Annotated in this window: 19 protein-coding genes; 7 read left to right on the forward strand and 12 right to left on the reverse strand. The window is 72.0% G+C overall.

Features of this window, described 5'->3' with window-relative positions:
* The 3 genes from J2S55_RS48100 to J2S55_RS48110 all read left to right on the forward strand — a co-directional run.
* On the forward strand, positions 1-544 hold a 544-nt coding region (locus J2S55_RS48100; protein ID WP_306876413.1), incomplete at its 5' end, for a hypothetical protein.
* Positions 544-867 carry a hypothetical protein gene (locus tag J2S55_RS48105; RefSeq protein ID WP_306876414.1) on the forward strand — a complete coding sequence of 108 codons (324 nt, stop codon included), beginning with the start codon at positions 544-546 and terminating at the stop codon, positions 865-867. The genes J2S55_RS48100 and J2S55_RS48105, both read left to right, overlap by 1 nt.
* 58 nt (positions 868-925) lie before the next feature.
* The gene (locus tag J2S55_RS48110) at positions 926-1,057 is read left to right on the forward strand and encodes a hypothetical protein (protein ID WP_306876416.1); all 132 of its coding nucleotides are present in this window, start codon (positions 926-928) and stop codon (positions 1,055-1,057) included.
* A 314-nt stretch (positions 1,058-1,371) separates the two neighbouring features.
* Here the strand turns inward: J2S55_RS48110 and J2S55_RS48115 are convergent, their stop codons facing one another.
* Complete coding sequence (locus J2S55_RS48115) at positions 1,372-1,524, reverse strand: hypothetical protein (protein WP_306876418.1); 153 nt, start codon at positions 1,522-1,524, stop codon at positions 1,372-1,374.
* A 404-nt stretch (positions 1,525-1,928) separates the two neighbouring features.
* Here J2S55_RS48115 and J2S55_RS48120 point away from each other — a divergent pair, with 404 nt between their 5' ends.
* Positions 1,929-2,588, forward strand: a complete 660-nt coding sequence (locus J2S55_RS48120; RefSeq protein ID WP_306876420.1) for an AAA family ATPase — start codon at positions 1,929-1,931, stop codon at positions 2,586-2,588.
* Positions 2,589-2,668: 80 nt separating this feature from the next.
* Positions 2,669-3,040, forward strand: coding sequence for a hypothetical protein (locus tag J2S55_RS48125; protein WP_306876421.1), 372 nt, complete (start codon positions 2,669-2,671; stop codon positions 3,038-3,040).
* A 240-nt stretch (positions 3,041-3,280) separates the two neighbouring features.
* Here J2S55_RS48125 and J2S55_RS48130 read toward each other — a convergent pair whose 3' ends face one another.
* The 10 genes from J2S55_RS48130 to J2S55_RS48175 all read right to left on the reverse strand — a co-directional run bounded on the left by J2S55_RS48130 (position 3,281) and on the right by J2S55_RS48175 (position 10,723).
* The gene (locus J2S55_RS48130) at positions 3,281-3,409 is read right to left on the reverse strand and encodes a hypothetical protein (protein ID WP_306876423.1); all 129 of its coding nucleotides are present in this window, start codon (positions 3,407-3,409) and stop codon (positions 3,281-3,283) included.
* A 142-nt stretch (positions 3,410-3,551) separates the two neighbouring features.
* Positions 3,552-4,229 (reverse strand): M48 family metalloprotease, encoded by a 678-nt coding sequence (locus tag J2S55_RS48135; RefSeq protein ID WP_306876424.1) that lies wholly within the window; start codon positions 4,227-4,229, stop codon positions 3,552-3,554.
* Between the two features lie 258 nt (positions 4,230-4,487).
* Positions 4,488-6,608 carry a hypothetical protein gene (locus J2S55_RS48140; RefSeq protein ID WP_306876425.1) on the reverse strand — a complete coding sequence of 707 codons (2,121 nt, stop codon included), beginning with the start codon at positions 6,606-6,608 and terminating at the stop codon, positions 4,488-4,490.
* Positions 6,609-6,643: 35 nt separating this feature from the next.
* A complete protein-coding gene (locus J2S55_RS48145) occupies positions 6,644-8,437 on the reverse strand; it encodes a TrbL/VirB6 family protein (protein WP_306876427.1) in 1,794 nt (597 codons plus the stop codon).
* Positions 8,434-8,691 (reverse strand): hypothetical protein, encoded by a 258-nt coding sequence (locus J2S55_RS48150; protein WP_306876428.1) that lies wholly within the window; start codon positions 8,689-8,691, stop codon positions 8,434-8,436. The genes J2S55_RS48145 and J2S55_RS48150 overlap by 4 nt, the downstream gene beginning before the upstream one ends.
* Positions 8,688-8,993: a hypothetical protein gene (locus J2S55_RS48155; protein WP_306876430.1), complete on the reverse strand. Its 306-nt coding sequence runs from the start codon at positions 8,991-8,993 to the stop codon at positions 8,688-8,690. Before J2S55_RS48155 ends, J2S55_RS48150 begins: the two co-directional genes overlap by 4 nt.
* Positions 8,993-9,997: a hypothetical protein gene (locus J2S55_RS48160; protein ID WP_306876431.1), complete on the reverse strand. Its 1,005-nt coding sequence runs from the start codon at positions 9,995-9,997 to the stop codon at positions 8,993-8,995. Before J2S55_RS48160 ends, J2S55_RS48155 begins: the two co-directional genes overlap by 1 nt.
* Positions 9,994-10,281 (reverse strand): hypothetical protein, encoded by a 288-nt coding sequence (locus tag J2S55_RS48165; protein ID WP_306876433.1) that lies wholly within the window; start codon positions 10,279-10,281, stop codon positions 9,994-9,996. Before J2S55_RS48165 ends, J2S55_RS48160 begins: the two co-directional genes overlap by 4 nt.
* Positions 10,281-10,502: a hypothetical protein gene (locus J2S55_RS48170; protein WP_306876436.1), complete on the reverse strand. Its 222-nt coding sequence runs from the start codon at positions 10,500-10,502 to the stop codon at positions 10,281-10,283. The genes J2S55_RS48165 and J2S55_RS48170 overlap by 1 nt, the downstream gene beginning before the upstream one ends.
* A complete protein-coding gene (locus tag J2S55_RS48175) occupies positions 10,502-10,723 on the reverse strand; it encodes a hypothetical protein (protein WP_306876438.1) in 222 nt (73 codons plus the stop codon). The genes J2S55_RS48170 and J2S55_RS48175 overlap by 1 nt, the downstream gene beginning before the upstream one ends.
* Before the next feature lie 196 nt (positions 10,724-10,919).
* Between J2S55_RS48175 and J2S55_RS48180 the strand changes: the two genes are divergently transcribed.
* On the forward strand, positions 10,920-11,702 hold the full coding sequence (locus tag J2S55_RS48180; protein WP_306876439.1) for a GntR family transcriptional regulator: 783 nt from the start codon (positions 10,920-10,922) through the stop codon (positions 11,700-11,702).
* Positions 11,703-11,957: 255 nt separating this feature from the next.
* Positions 11,958-12,998, forward strand: a complete 1,041-nt coding sequence (locus J2S55_RS48185; protein WP_306876440.1) for a hypothetical protein — start codon at positions 11,958-11,960, stop codon at positions 12,996-12,998.
* A 592-nt stretch (positions 12,999-13,590) separates the two neighbouring features.
* Here the strand turns inward: J2S55_RS48185 and J2S55_RS48190 are convergent.
* Positions 13,591-13,968 (reverse strand): hypothetical protein, encoded by a 378-nt coding sequence (locus J2S55_RS48190; RefSeq protein ID WP_306876442.1) that lies wholly within the window; start codon positions 13,966-13,968, stop codon positions 13,591-13,593.
* Between the last annotated feature and the right edge of the window lie 497 nt (positions 13,969-14,465).

Genomic DNA, 14,465 nt, shown 5'->3' on the forward strand with positions numbered 1-14,465 from the left:
GGCCCGCGAGGTCCTGGCCTACACCGTCATCCACGAGCGGCTCAAGGGCACCAGCTGGGAGACGATCGGCTGGAACCTGGGCGACATCTCCAAGCAGGCCGCACAGAGCCGCTACGGCGACGCCGAGAAGGACTTCCGCCGCCGCGCGCTGCTGGCCTGGCTGCACCCCGAAATCTCCACCGAGTACCTGGGCCACGCCGTGGGCGGCGACCCGCGGCCGACGGTGGAGATGCTCACCGAGTGGTGGCAGGCCCACCGCCTGCCCACCGAGCCGGACAAGACCGATCCGATCGGCGCCGCCCTGGCCCCGGCGGCCGCGGCCGAGGAGTCGGCCATGGTCACCGAGGCGGTGAGCCTGCTCGCCGGCGACGACGCCCCCGACGACGCGCACCGCCACCGGCATCTGGAGATCGGCCTGGCCCGCCGGAAGGTCGCCCTGTATGAACGGCTGCTCATCGAGCTGCCCGGCGACGCGGCGACCCTGGACGTCCTGGCCGACGCCCGCGCCCGCCTGGCCGAGCTGACCGGCAACCGGCCCCGCTGATGAGCGAGCTCCGCCGCGGCCCGATGGAGCCCTACCGGCTCCCCAGCGCCCCCGCCGCCCCCGAGGGCCACGTCCCGGTGGTCGCTCCCCCGCTGGCCGCGGAGGCCGGCCCCACGACGCGACTGGACAGGCTGCACCGCGCCGTCACCCGCGGCGACCCCATGATCCCCGAGGCCGCTTGCTGCCTGACCTCGGGCCGCAGCGGACGCCTGGATGCCGCCCAAGCCATCAGCGTCGCCGCGGCCGACCCGACGCGGCTGTGCCGGGGACGCGCCTGCAGAATGCGCGCCTGGCCCCCCTCGGCCGGCGCACTGCCGAAATAATCCGCGCGACCCGACCCCGATGTACCAATGCATCTTGATGAACGGGAGCGCACCGCCGATGACCGAGACCACCGCGCCCGCCGAGTGCATCATCTGCTCGGCGCCGATCACCACGGCCGGATCCGACTACTGCGGCGAGGTCTGCCGGATCGCCGACGAGACCGGAGAGCAGCCGCCGGACTGGGACTGACGACACCCCTCTAGGTCTAGAGGCCGGTCCCTCTAGACCTAGAGGGTTTCCTAGAGGCCGATCCGGGGCCTGACCTGCCCTCTAGCGTCTAGAGGGCACGTTGGCCAACGTGGCGGATGAGAACTTTCTCTACGGTTTCAAGGGCGGCCCGCCACGGCGGGCCGCCGGCGTTCGTGGGCCGGGCTGCGGCTCTCCGGCCGGTCCCGGCCCGCGACGCCCAGGCCCTCGACAGACGGCTGCCGAAAGAATCGAGCGCCTCGTCGACGAGGACCAGGAGCAGGCCGAGAAGCGGCCCGACGCCGTTGCCGAAAGAATCACTGCCCGCGCTGTGGTGGGTTCTCCTGCTTGTCCGCAAACGACTGCATCTCGCGGGCGATCGCCTTCAACTGCGGATCCCCCGTGCGATCGGCGAACGACTGCAACTCCGACGCTGACGCCTTGAGGTTGGGACGCGATGACTTGGCCATGCCTCCATGGACCCTGATCGACGACCCCGCGTCCATGCCCGGATGGGTCATGAGCCAGTTGCCGAATTGTTCTTATAGGGGTCAAGGGCGGCCCGCGCCCGGCGCGGCCCGCCGCGCGCTCCGCCGGCCAGGCGGCCGGGCATGCGGCCTGGGGGCCGGTCCCGGCCGCCGCCGCCACGCGCGCTCGGTCCCGCTCTCCGGGGCCGCCTAGCCCAGAAAGCGGACCAAGGTATCTCCCGATATCCGGCCGGCTGATGCCGTGACGATCGCCCGTCGAAGCAAGGTCGGTCGGTGGTCGGGGCGATCGGCTGCCGCGACCCTCCTTCGTCGGGCCTTGCCATCGAATGACCAGATCAGCGCGCCACAGGACCACGGGGACCCCGTGTCCCCGTATCGTGCCCGACATGCCTATCTGGACCGTCACGAACCTCAAACCCGGCACGGCCAAGACCACCAGCTCCGTCTGGCTTGCCCACGCCCTGCACGAGTTGGGCCACAAGGTGCTGCTGGTCGGCGCCGACCCCGGCGGGGCCCACCTCAAACTGGCGCCCGACCTGTCGGACGGCATGGGGTCGGCCGAGCGCTGGCACGCACGGGCGCCGATGCCGTTCGAGGTGATCAGCCTGGCCACCCGGGATCTGCATCGCACCCTGCCGCGCATCGCGGTCGACCATGACCACGTGGTCATCGACTCCCCGCCCATCGAGGACCACCAGGGCATCGCCATCTCGGCGCTGCGGGTGGCCGACGTCGGCATCGTCCCGGTCGCGCCGACCACGGTGGAGGTCGACCGCATGGCCCCAGTCCTGCGGATCGTCGAGGAGGTCGACGCGCTGCGCGCCGAGCCGCTGCCCACGTGCGTGCTGCTGAACCGGTGCGTCTCCCGGGCGGCCAGCACCGAGGAGGCCGCCGAGGCGCTCACCGACCAGGGCCACCGCGTGCTCGCCGCCCGCATCCCGCGGCTGGAGTTGTTCGCCCAAAGCCACGGCGCTCCCGTGACGGCCGCCGGTACGGCCTACGCGGTGGCCGCAGAGGAGATCCTCACCTGGCGGGCCGGCGGATGATGGCCCGCTCTCACCGAGGCAGCATGGCCGCCGCCGCCGCACGTCAGACACCCACGGAACCACAGGCATCCCGTGGTCCCGTGGTCCGGGTGAAGCCGTACAAGGCGACGTTCGACCTGTCGCCCAAGCTCCTGCGCGAGGTGCGGGTCTGGGCGGCACAGCACGGTCTGGTCGGTGTGGCGCCGGTCGTGCGTGCCCTCATCGCCGAGCTGGTGGCCGACGCGGCGCTCCAGGCCGTCGTCGGCGACGCGCTCGCGGACACGGGACCACAGGTGCCCCGTGGTTCCGTGGTGAAAACGACCTATGATCTCGACCCTCCGCTCTACCGGGATCTGAAGACGTGGGCCGCCACCCACGACACCACGGGCGCGGCGGTGCTGCGCGCCCTGCTGGCCACCCTGGTAGCCGACTGGGACGGCGGCCTCGCCGTCAGGATCGCCGCCCGAAGCTGACGTCGGACACGGGACCACGGAAAAGCCGTGGTCCCGTGTCTGATGAGCTGGGGATTCACCATCGAGTACACGAAGCGGGCCCGGAGGATGATCCTCCGGGCCCGCTTTCCGTTCAGGTCAGACGGCTACGCGTCGTCTTCGCAAATCTCTCGGCAGTCGGTCGAGCAGTACCGGCCCCCATGAGGCAGCGGGGCCCCGCAGTTGTCGCAGGTAGGCATGTGTCCTCCGTCTCGGCGGCCGTCACTTCTTCTTCGGCTTGGAGTGGTCGTGGTTGATCGGGGTGCTGCTGGTGGCTCCGCAACCGGGGCAGCGGTAGGGCTTGCGCTCGGGGGTGTTGGCTCCGGCCGGCCACTGTCCGCGCTGTGCCATCCTGGTGTCTCCCATCTGGGACGTCAGGGGCCCTTCGTTTTGCGGCGGGAGGCCCCTGATGTATTTGTCGGGCGTCCGGGTGGGCGCTCCGGGCCGCCCCCGGGCCGGGTTCCGGGGGCGACACGCAACGACCACGCCGGGGTCAGGAACGGATGCTGAGGACCAGCGCCCGGCGGCTGTGGGCGATGTTGCGGCGGCGCGCGTCCGGGGTGGGGTGGCTGCCGCCGATCCACCCGGCCAGCCGATACCAGCGGGTCTCCTGCGGGACGGCGGCCAGGGTCGTGGCGACGATCGCCCGCCCGTCCAGGCCGGCCGCCTCCAGCAGCTGCACCGAGTAGGTGTCGGCGTCGTACTCCTCGCGCCGCTGCACCCGGGCGGCGGCCAGGTGCGCGCCGATCGCGGCAGCGGCGCAGGCGAGGACCATCCAGACCGGCAGGCCGATGATGACGGCGGCCAGCGCGGCGCCGCCGGCGACATGCGAGGCGATCTGCCATCGGTGGATGGCGCCCCGGCCGTGGGCCAGGGCGTGGTGGGCGATCTCGTGGGCCAGGACGCCGCGCAGCCGCATCTCATCGGCCAGCAGCTCGGCGCCGAGGACCACCCGCGGCACCGAGTCGCATCCCGTGCCGTAGGCCAGGGCGCCGTCCTCCAGCGTGGGGTCGACGGTGACGAGCACGGCCGGGGCGTGCACGGCGCATGCCAGGGCGCTGGTCAGCTCGGCCAGGCCCGGCAGCGTCGCCTCCTGGGCGGGGCCGGCGGCCGTCGAGGCGTCGGGGACGCGGACAGCGGCGGGGGCGAACGGGGCGGTCCGGGGAGCCATGGCATGTCCTTTGCGGTGACGGGGAGTGACAGGCGGGCGGGAGAGCTAGCCGGGTGCCGGCCCCTGCCTGACGGGGCGGGTGTCCGGGTGTCCGGGGTGGCAGAGGGAGGGGTCCGGGGCGCCTGGAGGCGGGAAACCGGGGGTCTCTCAACCCCCCGGACACCCCGGACGGAGCAGCGTTTCGGCCGTTCAGAAGGGCATCCGGGGCGGATGTCCGGGGGTGTTCGGGTGTCCGGGCCGGACGTCCGGCCCGGACAGCTACGCGGCGGGCCAGGCGGCCACGTCGGCCGGGACGTCGATCTCGCCCCGGCCGATACGCTCCGCAGCCACCGACAGGTCCTCACGGGCGTAACCGCGCGCTTCCCGGCCGCCGCGCAGGAACGCCCGGGGCAGGGTGGTGACGCCCAGCGGGCGCAGCAGCGCCGCCAGGTCGGTCGGGGTCAAGCCCAGGGCCTCGGCCAGGGTCGCCGAGTGCATCCGGTCATCGCCCGCGTCGTCGATCGTCGCCAGGGCGCGGGTGACGATCTGCGGGACCGGGCGCACCGCAGCGGCGGGCGCGGCCGCCGGGACGGGGTGCATCTGCTCGGCCCGCAGACGGCCGACCATGCGAGGCTCCGGCCAGTCCGCAGCCGAGGCCGTCGAGACGGCCGGGCGGGTCCGGCCGGCCAGGGTCGGCGGGTCGGCCCACTCGCTGGCGTTGGCGCCGCCGGGCAGCACCGTCAGGCGGCGCGGCGGTGTCTGGGGCGCGGGCAGCGTGGACGCGGACGTCTCCAGCTCGTCGTCCTGGCCGTCGCGGTCGGCGAACACGCGCCGCATCCGCTCCAGCCGACTCGCATACGCCGGGCCGGCCGCCTGGGCGGAAGCGGCGTCCAGGTCCGGGCGCAGCGCCGCGATGGCCAGCGCGGCGTCTTCCACCTGGGCGGGCAGCACGTTGTAGCCGCGAAACGGCCGCGGAAACGAGCCGTCCAGCGACAGGAACCCGGTGCCCTTGCCGCCGAGCTGGTCCATGCTCAGCTTGCCGTTGACCGACCAGCCGAACATGTGTGCCAGCTCCTCGGGGTCGGGGCCATACATCTGCACCCGCACGCCGGACTGCTTGCGCATGTTGACCGGCACCAGGTCACCGGTCGGCCGCAGGCTGGAGATGACCAGGTTGACCGCCTCGTTACGGCCGATGTTCTGCAGCTCACCCAGCAGCTTGGCTAGGTCGCGGTCGGCAACGGCGTTGGCGCCCTCGTCGACCACGATGGTGATCTGCGGCAGGTCCGCGCTGACCGGCAGCAGGCTCGCGTTGTGGGCGCGCTTGAGCTTGCGGTAGCTGGCCTTGCGGTGCTTGGCGATCGAGATCGCCGAGGCCAGCATCAGCTTGCCCTCGGCCAGGTTCGGCGCGGCCCAGTCGATCGGGCACCGTGCGGCCCGCCCGTCCAACCACACGTCGATCCACGGCTGGGTGAGACCGCCGCCGTTGAGGTCCAGGTGCCAGACCAGGTTGTCGCGGCAGCGGCCCAACGCGATCGACACCACCTGCAGCAACGTGGTCTTCCCCGAGCCGCGCTTGCCCGCGATCAGCGCCGCCTCCTCGCGCACCTCGGCGCCGGCCACATCCGAGTTGGCGTGCTCGCCCAGCACGATCGGCTCCAGGATCGAGCGGGGACTGTAGTCGGCCGGGTAGCCGATGACCTGGGCGATCCGGTTGACCGTCGAGACCCGCACCATCACCTGACTACGGCCGGCACCGGCCACGCCGCGCACCTCCACGCTGCACCCCTCGGGCAGGTCGGCGGCCGTGGCCAGGCTCTCGGCGCGGCCAGCGATGTCAGCGCGGGTCACGCCGGACGGCGGCAGCGTCACCAGCACGTCATAGCCGGCGCCGTTGTCCCATGCCCGCACGTCGGTGACGATGACCGGCGCCCGGCAGACCCGGCGGATGCGCGCCTCCCAGTCGGCGGCCAGGCCGGAGGTCGAGCGCAGCACCAGGGCACTGCCCGGCCGGGCTTTGGTCTTCTTGGTGACGCGGCCCAGCGGCGCCATGAGTCCTGCGGTCATCGCGCCGATCCCCAGCGCCGCCCAGGAACTCTGCGACCACGGGGTGTCGACCAGCGTCCAGGTCCACCAGGCGCCGGCGCCGACCCAGCAGCCCAGCCGATACAGCAGCGCCGCCGGAGCGAGCTGGCGGTGGGCACCAGCGACCACCAGGGCCAGCGCCCCGGCCGCGGTGGCCGCGCCGCCCCAGACCGGCGACAACGCCACCGCGTCGCCGACCGTCGCGGCCGCGGCCAGGGCAAGGGAGCCCTGCACCGCCGCCGAGACCGGCCCGCGCGGCGTCAGCGACCAGTCCACCGGCTGCTTGGTCGTGGCCTTGGTCTTGGTGCCCACCATCGTCATCTCCTTCCGTGTGCGTGGAATCGGGCAGCTCAGATGCGGCCGACGTCCCACATCTGCTCGTTGGTACGCGGCGCCTCCTCGCGCTTGAGGTCCTCGGCGTGCGCGGTGCGGAACATGACCGCGATCTCCTCGGCGACCGGCACCAGCTGCGCCAGGCCCTGATACAGCTGGTGGATGGCGTCGACCACGGCCGGGTCGATGGGGTATTCGCCCTGCAGGCGCATGGTGTAGGTGCGCACGGCCATCGCGATGTTGGCCGGCACCTCGTGCAGCTGGTCCAGCTCCCGGGCGACGTCCCACATGTCGGCGGGCGCGTGCGCGGCGGCGGCGGCGTTGACCTCGGCCGCAGCGGCGGCCAGCGGGTTGGCGCTCACGGATCGGTTCCTCCTGGTGTGGATGGGTGATGCGGTGGTGGAGGGGGGCCGGCGGCGGTCGTCCGCGCCGGAGTCGGCGGCCATCTCCTCAGCCAGCTCGGCCATGACGTGCTCGGGCGGGTCGACCGGCTCCCGAAAGACGCAGATCTTCAATCCGCAGCCGCAGCGGATCCAGGTGTCGAACTCGTCGGCGGGGATGGTCACGGTGTGCTCGGCCTTGCATCGGGGGCAGGCGATGACCCGGGTCAGCGCCGGGTCACGCGGGCCGTCCCCACTGCCGTCCTCGGCGGCCTCGGCAGCGGCCTGCGCGTCCTTGTCGGCCTGCTCGGCGGCCACGGCCTGGCGGGCGCGCCAGCGGTCGACCAGCAGCGCCACCAGGGCGACCAGCGTGGCGGTCAGCTGCGCGTCCCACCCGCCCAGCGTGGCGGCCGCGCGACGTCGGGCGGCGCGGAACCCTTCGGCGCCGCGGGTGGCGTGCCAGGCGGTGCTGACGCGCTGGCCGGTCTTGCGGTCGGCCCACGCCCCGGCCCGGCGCGCCTGGGAGGCGGCGGCCCGGCCGGTCGCGCGAGCAGCTCGGCGCGTGGCGGCCGTGGTGGCGCGGTAGGCCCGCCCCGCGCGGTCCCCGGTCTTGGCATCGGCCCACGCGGCGCCCTTGCGGACCTGGCTGGCACTGCTGCGGACCGCGCGAGCGGTCCCAGCGCCGGCCCGGCGCGCGGTACGGCCGAAGTTACGCGCGGCCCGGCCGGTCGAGGCCGCCGCGTGCCGGACGTTCTGCAGCGGCCCCCGCTGCCGGGTCGCGCCCTGGGCGCTCTTCGCGCTCGTGCCCTGGCGGGTCGTCGACCGGGCGCTCGTGGCCGCCGAGGAGTCGCGGCCCCGACCAGCAGGGCGGGCGCGGCCGGTCGAGCCGTACCCGGAGGCAGCGGCGCCACCGGAGCGGGACGCGCCGCCGGTCGAGCGGCCCTTGCGGCCGGCCAGCAGTCCACCGCCGGTCGAGCGGCCGGCCGAGCGGGAGGAACGGCCCTCACTGCGCAGCGCCCCGAAAGCGCCACCGCCGCCGGAACGGCTCCGGCGACCAGGACCACGGCCGCCCTTGCCGTCCTCCCAGCTCACCCCCCACGTGGAGCGCTGACGACGCTGGTGGCGGTGGCGAACGTAGGCGATGGCGCCGCCGCCGCTCAGCACCGCCCCGCCGATCAGACCGGGCAGGCCGAGCAGCTGATAGAGGCTGCCGAGCGTCACGGCCGCGCTGGACAGGCCCCCGGCGGCCAGGTGCGCCGCCGGGATGCCCTCGGGCCGCTCGTCCTCGTCGAGGTCGTCGTCGGTCTCGTCCGGCTCAGGCGCCGGGACCGGCATCGCGGCGGGCAGGACGGTCCCCTCGATCGGTGCGACCTCGGCGGGCGCGGCCTCGACCGTCTCGACGGCCTGGGGCTCGTCGGTGGTGTTGTTCATCGGGCACCTCGCGGACTCCGGCGGGGCCGGGGACGGGGGGCAGACGCGGACAGGGTGGCCACGGCGGCGCGGCGGGCGGCCGCGAGCACCGACAGCACCGACAGGCCGGCCACCACCCCGGCCAGCCAGGAGGCCGCCAGGGCGGGCAGGCTGGTCAGGGGAAGCAGCCACCAGGCCAGCGCCGAGACGACGGCCGCGCCGAGCAGGTGGGCGCCCACACCTGAGGGTCGGACGCTGCGGCGGGGGCGGCTCACCGGGCCACCTCCAGGTCGAACAGGGCGGTCTGGAGCTCGCACACCAGGCACGGCTCCCAGGCGCGGCGGTCATGCCGCCGGGGGGCCTGGCACTGCTGGGCGGCCGGGACGACCGGCAGCGCGGCCAGGTGCCGCTCCAGCTCCTCCTGGGCGGGGCCACGGCCGTACCACTCGCGGCCGGTCGTCCCGCAGGGGCACACCAGCCGGTAGACCGTGCCGGTGCCGTCGACGGCGCGGACGACCTTCGGGCGGTGCCGGACCACGGCCGGCGGCGCGGCGGTCTTCTTCTTCGCGCGGGCCATCACGCACCCCCGCCCAGAGCGATCTGGACCCGGCGGGCGACGTCGACGCCGCACCCGAGCGCGTGACGGATCTTGTGGATGCCAGGCGAGGCGGGCAGCTGTCCGGCGTCGATCAGTTGCTGGGCCCGGTCGGCCAGGGCCTCGATGTCGACCCCGCCCGGGGTGTACTGGGTGTACTCCTCGCCAGGTTCATCGGAGGCGTTCTCCCTGATCAGCCGCCCAGTACCCCCGGCAGTACCCCTCCCGGCGGGCAGCGCCCCGAGGATCGCCCACAGGGTCGGCAGCAGCCAGATCGCGGTCACCGCGCCGAGCGGCCCGAGCGAGTGGACGACCAGCGGCAGCAGATCGAAGCCGCTCCACTTGATCGCGGGCCAGCAGTTGAGCACGAGCGTCAGCCCGAGCAACAGCGCCTCGGCCTTGAGGAGCTTGCGGCCCTCCGGGCTCTTGCGGTCGACGGCCCGGCCGCGCATCGCCGCGTACGCCTGGACGGTCACGGCCGCCAGCAGCGGCAGCGACAGGATCGGCTCCACGCCGAACGCGGCCCACCAGCCGACCGTGTCGTCGCCGAGCTTGAGTCCCTTGGCGACGGAGGCTTGCACACCGATCGAGGACACGCCCAACGCGATGGTGGCCGCCGACATCGCCATGACCGTGGTGGTCCGCCGCACCCGGGCATCCCGCCAGGCCAGCTCGGCAGGGTCCTGGGAGAGCTGGTACAGCCGGGCGGCCTCAGCGACTCGGACACGGCGCTTGCGCACCTTGGAGGTGTCGACCAGCAGCGGCGCGTCATCGTCCTGCAGCTCGACCAGGCGGTGCGCCTCGGCGACCCGGGCGCGCAGCTCACGCACCCGCTTGGTCTCGCCCTCCTCCAGGACCTCGATGGTCGGGGCCGGCGCAGGAAGAACCGGGGTCTTCGCAGCCACATACAGCTCCAGCTCGGCCAGGCCGCGCGCGACCTCCTCGGGGTCGGGCATCGGCGCCGAGATCGGGGGAGTGATGCTCATCGGCCGGCCCCCGTCCTGCGGAACCAGCGGCGCCGGGGCTGCTGCTGGCCGATCGCGTCGGCCAGCTCCCGCACCGCGGCGGCGATGTCGGCGAGCTCGCCGAGGTCGGCGCGCAGCTCCGTGAGCTCCTGGTGGATGGCCAGCAGAGCGTGGCCGGTGCCGACCTGGGCCCTCCGCAGCGCGTCGAGGGCGGATTCCGTCTGGTAGCAGGAGACATCGGCGGCGCTGGTCAGGTGCTTGTCGGCCTGGTCGGCGTGCGTCTGGGACGTGGTGGTGTAGGTCATCAGCCCTGCACCGCCTTGAGGGTCGCGGGCAGGGCGTTGGGCTCAGCGGAGAAGAACAGGACGTTGGCACCCTGCAACTCCGGCCCGGCCTGGTCGAGCGCCCAGCTCAGCAGGCCGGAGCGGGTGGATCCCGGGTCCGCCGTGATGGTCCGAATGAGGGTGGCCTGCCGGAATCCGCCGCTGCACGGCTTGGACAGGGTCAGGACGATGAGGAACTCCATCACCAGCTCACCGCCTCGGCGTCGGCCAGCTCGGCGGCGGCCTCGGCGAGCAGGTCGTCGAGGATGTCGGCGGCGGCCTCGCGGCGCGTCATCATGTCGTCCCAGGTCTCGCCCGGCAGGACCAGGGCCCGCAGGTCGGGCTCCATGTGGGCCAGGGCGTAGGCCAGCGGACGGGTGTCGAGGTCGGGTGCAGTTCGGGGCAGGGGGATGATGATTCCCATGGGCTTCTAGCTCCTCTACGGCTAGTTGTCCTCGCGGCCTCGGTGTTCCAGCACCGGGGCCGCTCTGCTGAAGGCTGATTCGGACGCTTGCAAATCGCCCAAATCGTCGTACGACAATTGTCGTACGCCAATGACACTAAGCGCACGAACGGCTAGGGTCAAGATTGGCGTACGACAATTTCGGTAGGGTGATGTCATGCGAGACAGTGCAGAGACGGTTCCGTCGCGGCAGATCGCAGAGAACCTGCGAGCCGACATTGCCAGCGGCGTACTGCCCCCTGGCGGGCGCCTTCCTCCGGTACGGGATCTCGCCGAGAGCTACGGCGTCAGCCGTAACACGGCGACCAAGGCCATAGCGATCCTGAAGGCTGAAGGGCTGGTGACAGCGCGGCCGGGGTCTGGGGCGTACGTGCGGGAGCCCTATCCGATTCGCCGACTGGGCCCTGATCGATACGCCCGCCACCGGTGGCAGATCACCACAGTCGATGCCTACGCCGACACCAACAAGGACAGTGCATCCGCACAGCAGCAAGGTGGCCAGACTCAAGAGGTCGACCTGGTAGAGGCTGATGAGGCCGTGGCGGCCGCGCTCGGCGTAGACGTCGGATCGCAGGTGTACGAGCGCGCTCGGGTGATGACCCGCGGAGGTGTGCCTACGCACACCATGGCCTCGTACTACCGGCAGGAGGACGTCGAGGGCACGTCGATCGTCGATTCCAGGCCAGGCATCGCTGGCCGTGGCGGCGGTTTCGCCGTCCTGGCTGAGCGTGGATTCGACCCGAACGAGATCACAGAGGATCTATCGGCCCGGATGCCTACGACTGAAGAGGCTCTTCTCCTGGAGCTGCCAGCAGGGGAGCCGGTCGTAGAGGTACGCCGCACGACCCGAACCGTTGACGGCCGGGTGATCGAGTACGCCAGAGGCGTCCATGCCGCGTCACGGTTCACGTGGTCATACACGTACCCGATCCCGGATTGATCTCCTCCCGAGGGCCCGTCGGCAAGACGTAAAGCTGCTCCCCGGACAGAATCTCCCCCCAGACGCAGAAACCGGCGGCCCTGGAACCCGCACGCGGGGCACCAGGACCGCCGGTCCACTCGCTCAACCCGCAACAGTCGCCAAACTCACCGGGTTGAGCCTCGACGAGAGAGATCACATCGTGTCTTCACTCGCTACCACCACGGTAGCTCAGACGGACATTCACACGGATACGTCCCTGCTCGGGGGTGTCCGATGAGGAAGCGCACTGGTCGCCAGCCGAGGTTCGCGGCGGTCCCCAACGAGACCATCGACGACGCCGCCCACCTTGACCTGACGGCCCTGGGACTGCTGACCGTGCTGCTACGGCACCGAGACGGCTGGGAAATCACCCTGTCGGACATCGGCAAGCGCTACGGCTACGGCGAGGACGCCATGGCGGCCGCCATGGGTCTGCTCCAGGTGGCCCAGTACGTCGTCAAGGTGCGGGTCATGAGCACCGAGGGGAACCGCTGGTCGACCGAAGTGGTGGTGTACGACACCCCCGCCAGCGACGAGGAAATCGCAGACCTCCTGACAGCGATCGCCAGGGAGGCCGGCGTCCGCCAGGTGCAGTTCATCGAGCCCACTCAGGCCGCGACGAATCGCGCAGCCAAGCGCCAAGCCAAGCTCGACGGGACGCCATCCCCGACTCGGGGAATTCCCGGACTCGGGGGCGACCTGCGGAAACACCGTGAAACCGCAGGTCGCCCCGACTCGGGGGTTTCCCGGGACTCGGGGAACCCCCGAGTCTCTAAGAAGACTGTCTCTAAGAAGACTAAGAACACCTCCCCCCCCGCCCCCCCAACCGAGCAATCGCCCCGGCAGTCACAAGCGCCTCTCCATAACGAGGAGGGGGAGGAGGCGAGAGCCGAGGACACCCTCAGCGACGGGGCGGGGACGTGGGTGGAAGCGTTGCCGTGGCGTCGTCAACCGGGCAGGCAGCAGCGGGATCGTCTGGCCGTGCTCGTCGCCGCGGCCTGGGCGGCGGGGTGGTCGCCGGAGGCACTGCGCCAGGAGCTGGTCACCGAGCTGGAAGGCGTGCGATCCCTGTACGCCGTGTGGAGCACGCGCCTGGAGCAGTTGCCCGCGCCGGTGATCCGGCTGATGCCCCGAACCTCGCCGGAGGCGGCGCCCAGTTGCCCGATCCATCCCGGTGCCGGCCGCCGGGCCGGTGGCGAGTGCGCGGCCTGTTGGTCCGACCGCCTCGATAGCGGCCGCCTCGATGGTGCGAAGCGCGTCGATGTCCTGGCCTAACACCTCACCCACTGGCTACGGGTGATCTACAGCGCACTGAGAGCCACACAGGCGGGCGATCACACCCACCCGTGCGGGCTCCCCCCCCCAATGCGTTTCAGAGCTTCTCGGGGCCAGTCAGCCCCTCCGGTGTCCTCGGAGTCGCAGGACCGTGACCCGGGCCAAGATCTTTACAAAGTCAAGGACGGCGCCCGGGTCACGGGTCGGCTCGTGGCCGGGGTCGATTCCGGCGGCCGGGATGATCTTGTGACAGCCTGCATTGTCGTGGGTGATCTTGACTTACGTTAAGCTCACTTATCGAAAGTTAGTTCTATTTCTGCAGGCCACCATGCAAAGCAAGTTGTGCAGAAAGTCCGACTTAACAGGCGAACCAGAGACACCACGACCAGATCGACCCAAGAGCACGATCAACCGGCAGTGCTAAGGCATCGTCACTTCGTGACGATGGGTGAACGGCCGGACACGATGTGTTCGCGCGGCTGACCTGCAAGGACGCAGCAAGATAAGCGATCAGGCGCCCGATCGGTCCCGGCGGGAGGCCCGACCGGGTCAGCGAGACGGCCGACCACGGGGACCGCTCTGCCTGCGCAGGTCAGCCGCGTGCAGGCGTGCCCGTATCCGTCACGGCCGCGGATTCGGTGACGGCTTCACGTAGCGGCTGCGCGGGTGACCGCCTCCGCCGGCGGGCCCGCCAGGCCGCGGTACGGCAGGCCGGACGGTCGTAGCGGGCGTCGCGTCGCACGCCGACGCCGGGCACGAACCAGCGCCCACACACCGGGCAGTGCCGGCCGATCCGGTCCTGCAAGCCACGGGCGGCGGCAAGGTCGACGGCGAAGACCTTCATCCAGTAGCGGCGGCTGCGGCGGGCGGCCGCCCGGCAGGCCGGGCCGCAGTAGAGCGCGTCGGCGCGCATCGTGGCGCGCAACGGCTGGCGGCAGTGGCGGCAGTAGCGCCTCCTGGCCGTGGCCACCTCTCCACCGTAGACCGGGGGTTTCGGGCGTTTCGGGAGGGGTCTACGCGCGGGCGCGCGAGGCGATCAGGGCCTGCATGATCATGCATGGGGACTGCATATCCGCCCCGGAAATCCCCGCAAACCGGACAGATCTCCGCCGGTCCGTTGGCGCCCCGGAACCCCGCTGGCGTTTGCCCAGGTCAGCGCGTCGCGCCCCGTTTTCTATACCGGACAGAACCGACGCACTGTCTGGTATCCGCCGGTGATCATGGTCGGCGAGATGGAACCCCACCTTTTCGACAAGATTTCCTTGACGCATGAGATTCGTCAAGATTTCCTTGACGCATGAGCGATGACCATGCCACCACCTACTCCCGCGCGTCCCTCGCCCGGCTCGCCGCGATCCGGGAGGCCGTCGACCTGGCCGACGCCGCCCGATCGCTGACCGACGCCACCGCCGACGCCGGATCCCGGCCCGGCGAGCTGGTCGACCAGGCGCGCGTCCTGGTCGGCCT

This window comes from Streptosporangium brasiliense (assembly GCF_030811595.1).
GTDB classification, from domain to species: Bacteria; Actinomycetota; Actinomycetes; order Streptosporangiales; family Streptosporangiaceae; genus Streptosporangium; species Streptosporangium brasiliense.

Excerpts from the sequence above, each read along its gene's own strand:
- J2S55_RS48135 (WP_306876424.1), bottom strand. The coding sequence starts at position 4,229 with ATGGCTCCCCGGACCGCCCCGTTCGCCCCCGCCGCTGTCCGCGTCCCC.
- J2S55_RS48155 (WP_306876430.1), bottom strand. The coding sequence starts at position 8,993 with ATGGCCCGCGCGAAGAAGAAGACCGCCGCGCCGCCGGCCGTGGTCCGG.
- J2S55_RS48170 (WP_306876436.1), bottom strand. The coding sequence starts at position 10,502 with ATGGAGTTCCTCATCGTCCTGACCCTGTCCAAGCCGTGCAGCGGCGGA.
- J2S55_RS48145 (WP_306876427.1), bottom strand. The coding sequence starts at position 8,437 with ATGAACAACACCACCGACGAGCCCCAGGCCGTCGAGACGGTCGAGGCC.
- J2S55_RS48130 (WP_306876423.1), bottom strand. The coding sequence starts at position 3,409 with ATGGCACAGCGCGGACAGTGGCCGGCCGGAGCCAACACCCCCGAGCGC.
- J2S55_RS48120 (WP_306876420.1), top strand. The coding sequence starts at position 1,929 with ATGCCTATCTGGACCGTCACGAACCTCAAACCCGGCACGGCCAAGACC.
- J2S55_RS48185 (WP_306876440.1), top strand. The coding sequence starts at position 11,958 with ATGAGGAAGCGCACTGGTCGCCAGCCGAGGTTCGCGGCGGTCCCCAAC.
- J2S55_RS48140 (WP_306876425.1), bottom strand. The coding sequence starts at position 6,608 with ATGGTGGGCACCAAGACCAAGGCCACGACCAAGCAGCCGGTGGACTGG.
- J2S55_RS48115 (WP_306876418.1), bottom strand. The coding sequence starts at position 1,524 with ATGGCCAAGTCATCGCGTCCCAACCTCAAGGCGTCAGCGTCGGAGTTG.
- J2S55_RS48180 (WP_306876439.1), top strand. The coding sequence starts at position 10,920 with ATGCGAGACAGTGCAGAGACGGTTCCGTCGCGGCAGATCGCAGAGAAC.
- J2S55_RS48105 (WP_306876414.1), top strand. The coding sequence starts at position 544 with ATGAGCGAGCTCCGCCGCGGCCCGATGGAGCCCTACCGGCTCCCCAGC.
- J2S55_RS48175 (WP_306876438.1), bottom strand. The coding sequence starts at position 10,723 with ATGGGAATCATCATCCCCCTGCCCCGAACTGCACCCGACCTCGACACC.
- J2S55_RS48110 (WP_306876416.1), top strand. The coding sequence starts at position 926 with ATGACCGAGACCACCGCGCCCGCCGAGTGCATCATCTGCTCGGCGCCG.
- J2S55_RS48165 (WP_306876433.1), bottom strand. The coding sequence starts at position 10,281 with ATGACCTACACCACCACGTCCCAGACGCACGCCGACCAGGCCGACAAG.
- J2S55_RS48160 (WP_306876431.1), bottom strand. The coding sequence starts at position 9,997 with ATGAGCATCACTCCCCCGATCTCGGCGCCGATGCCCGACCCCGAGGAG.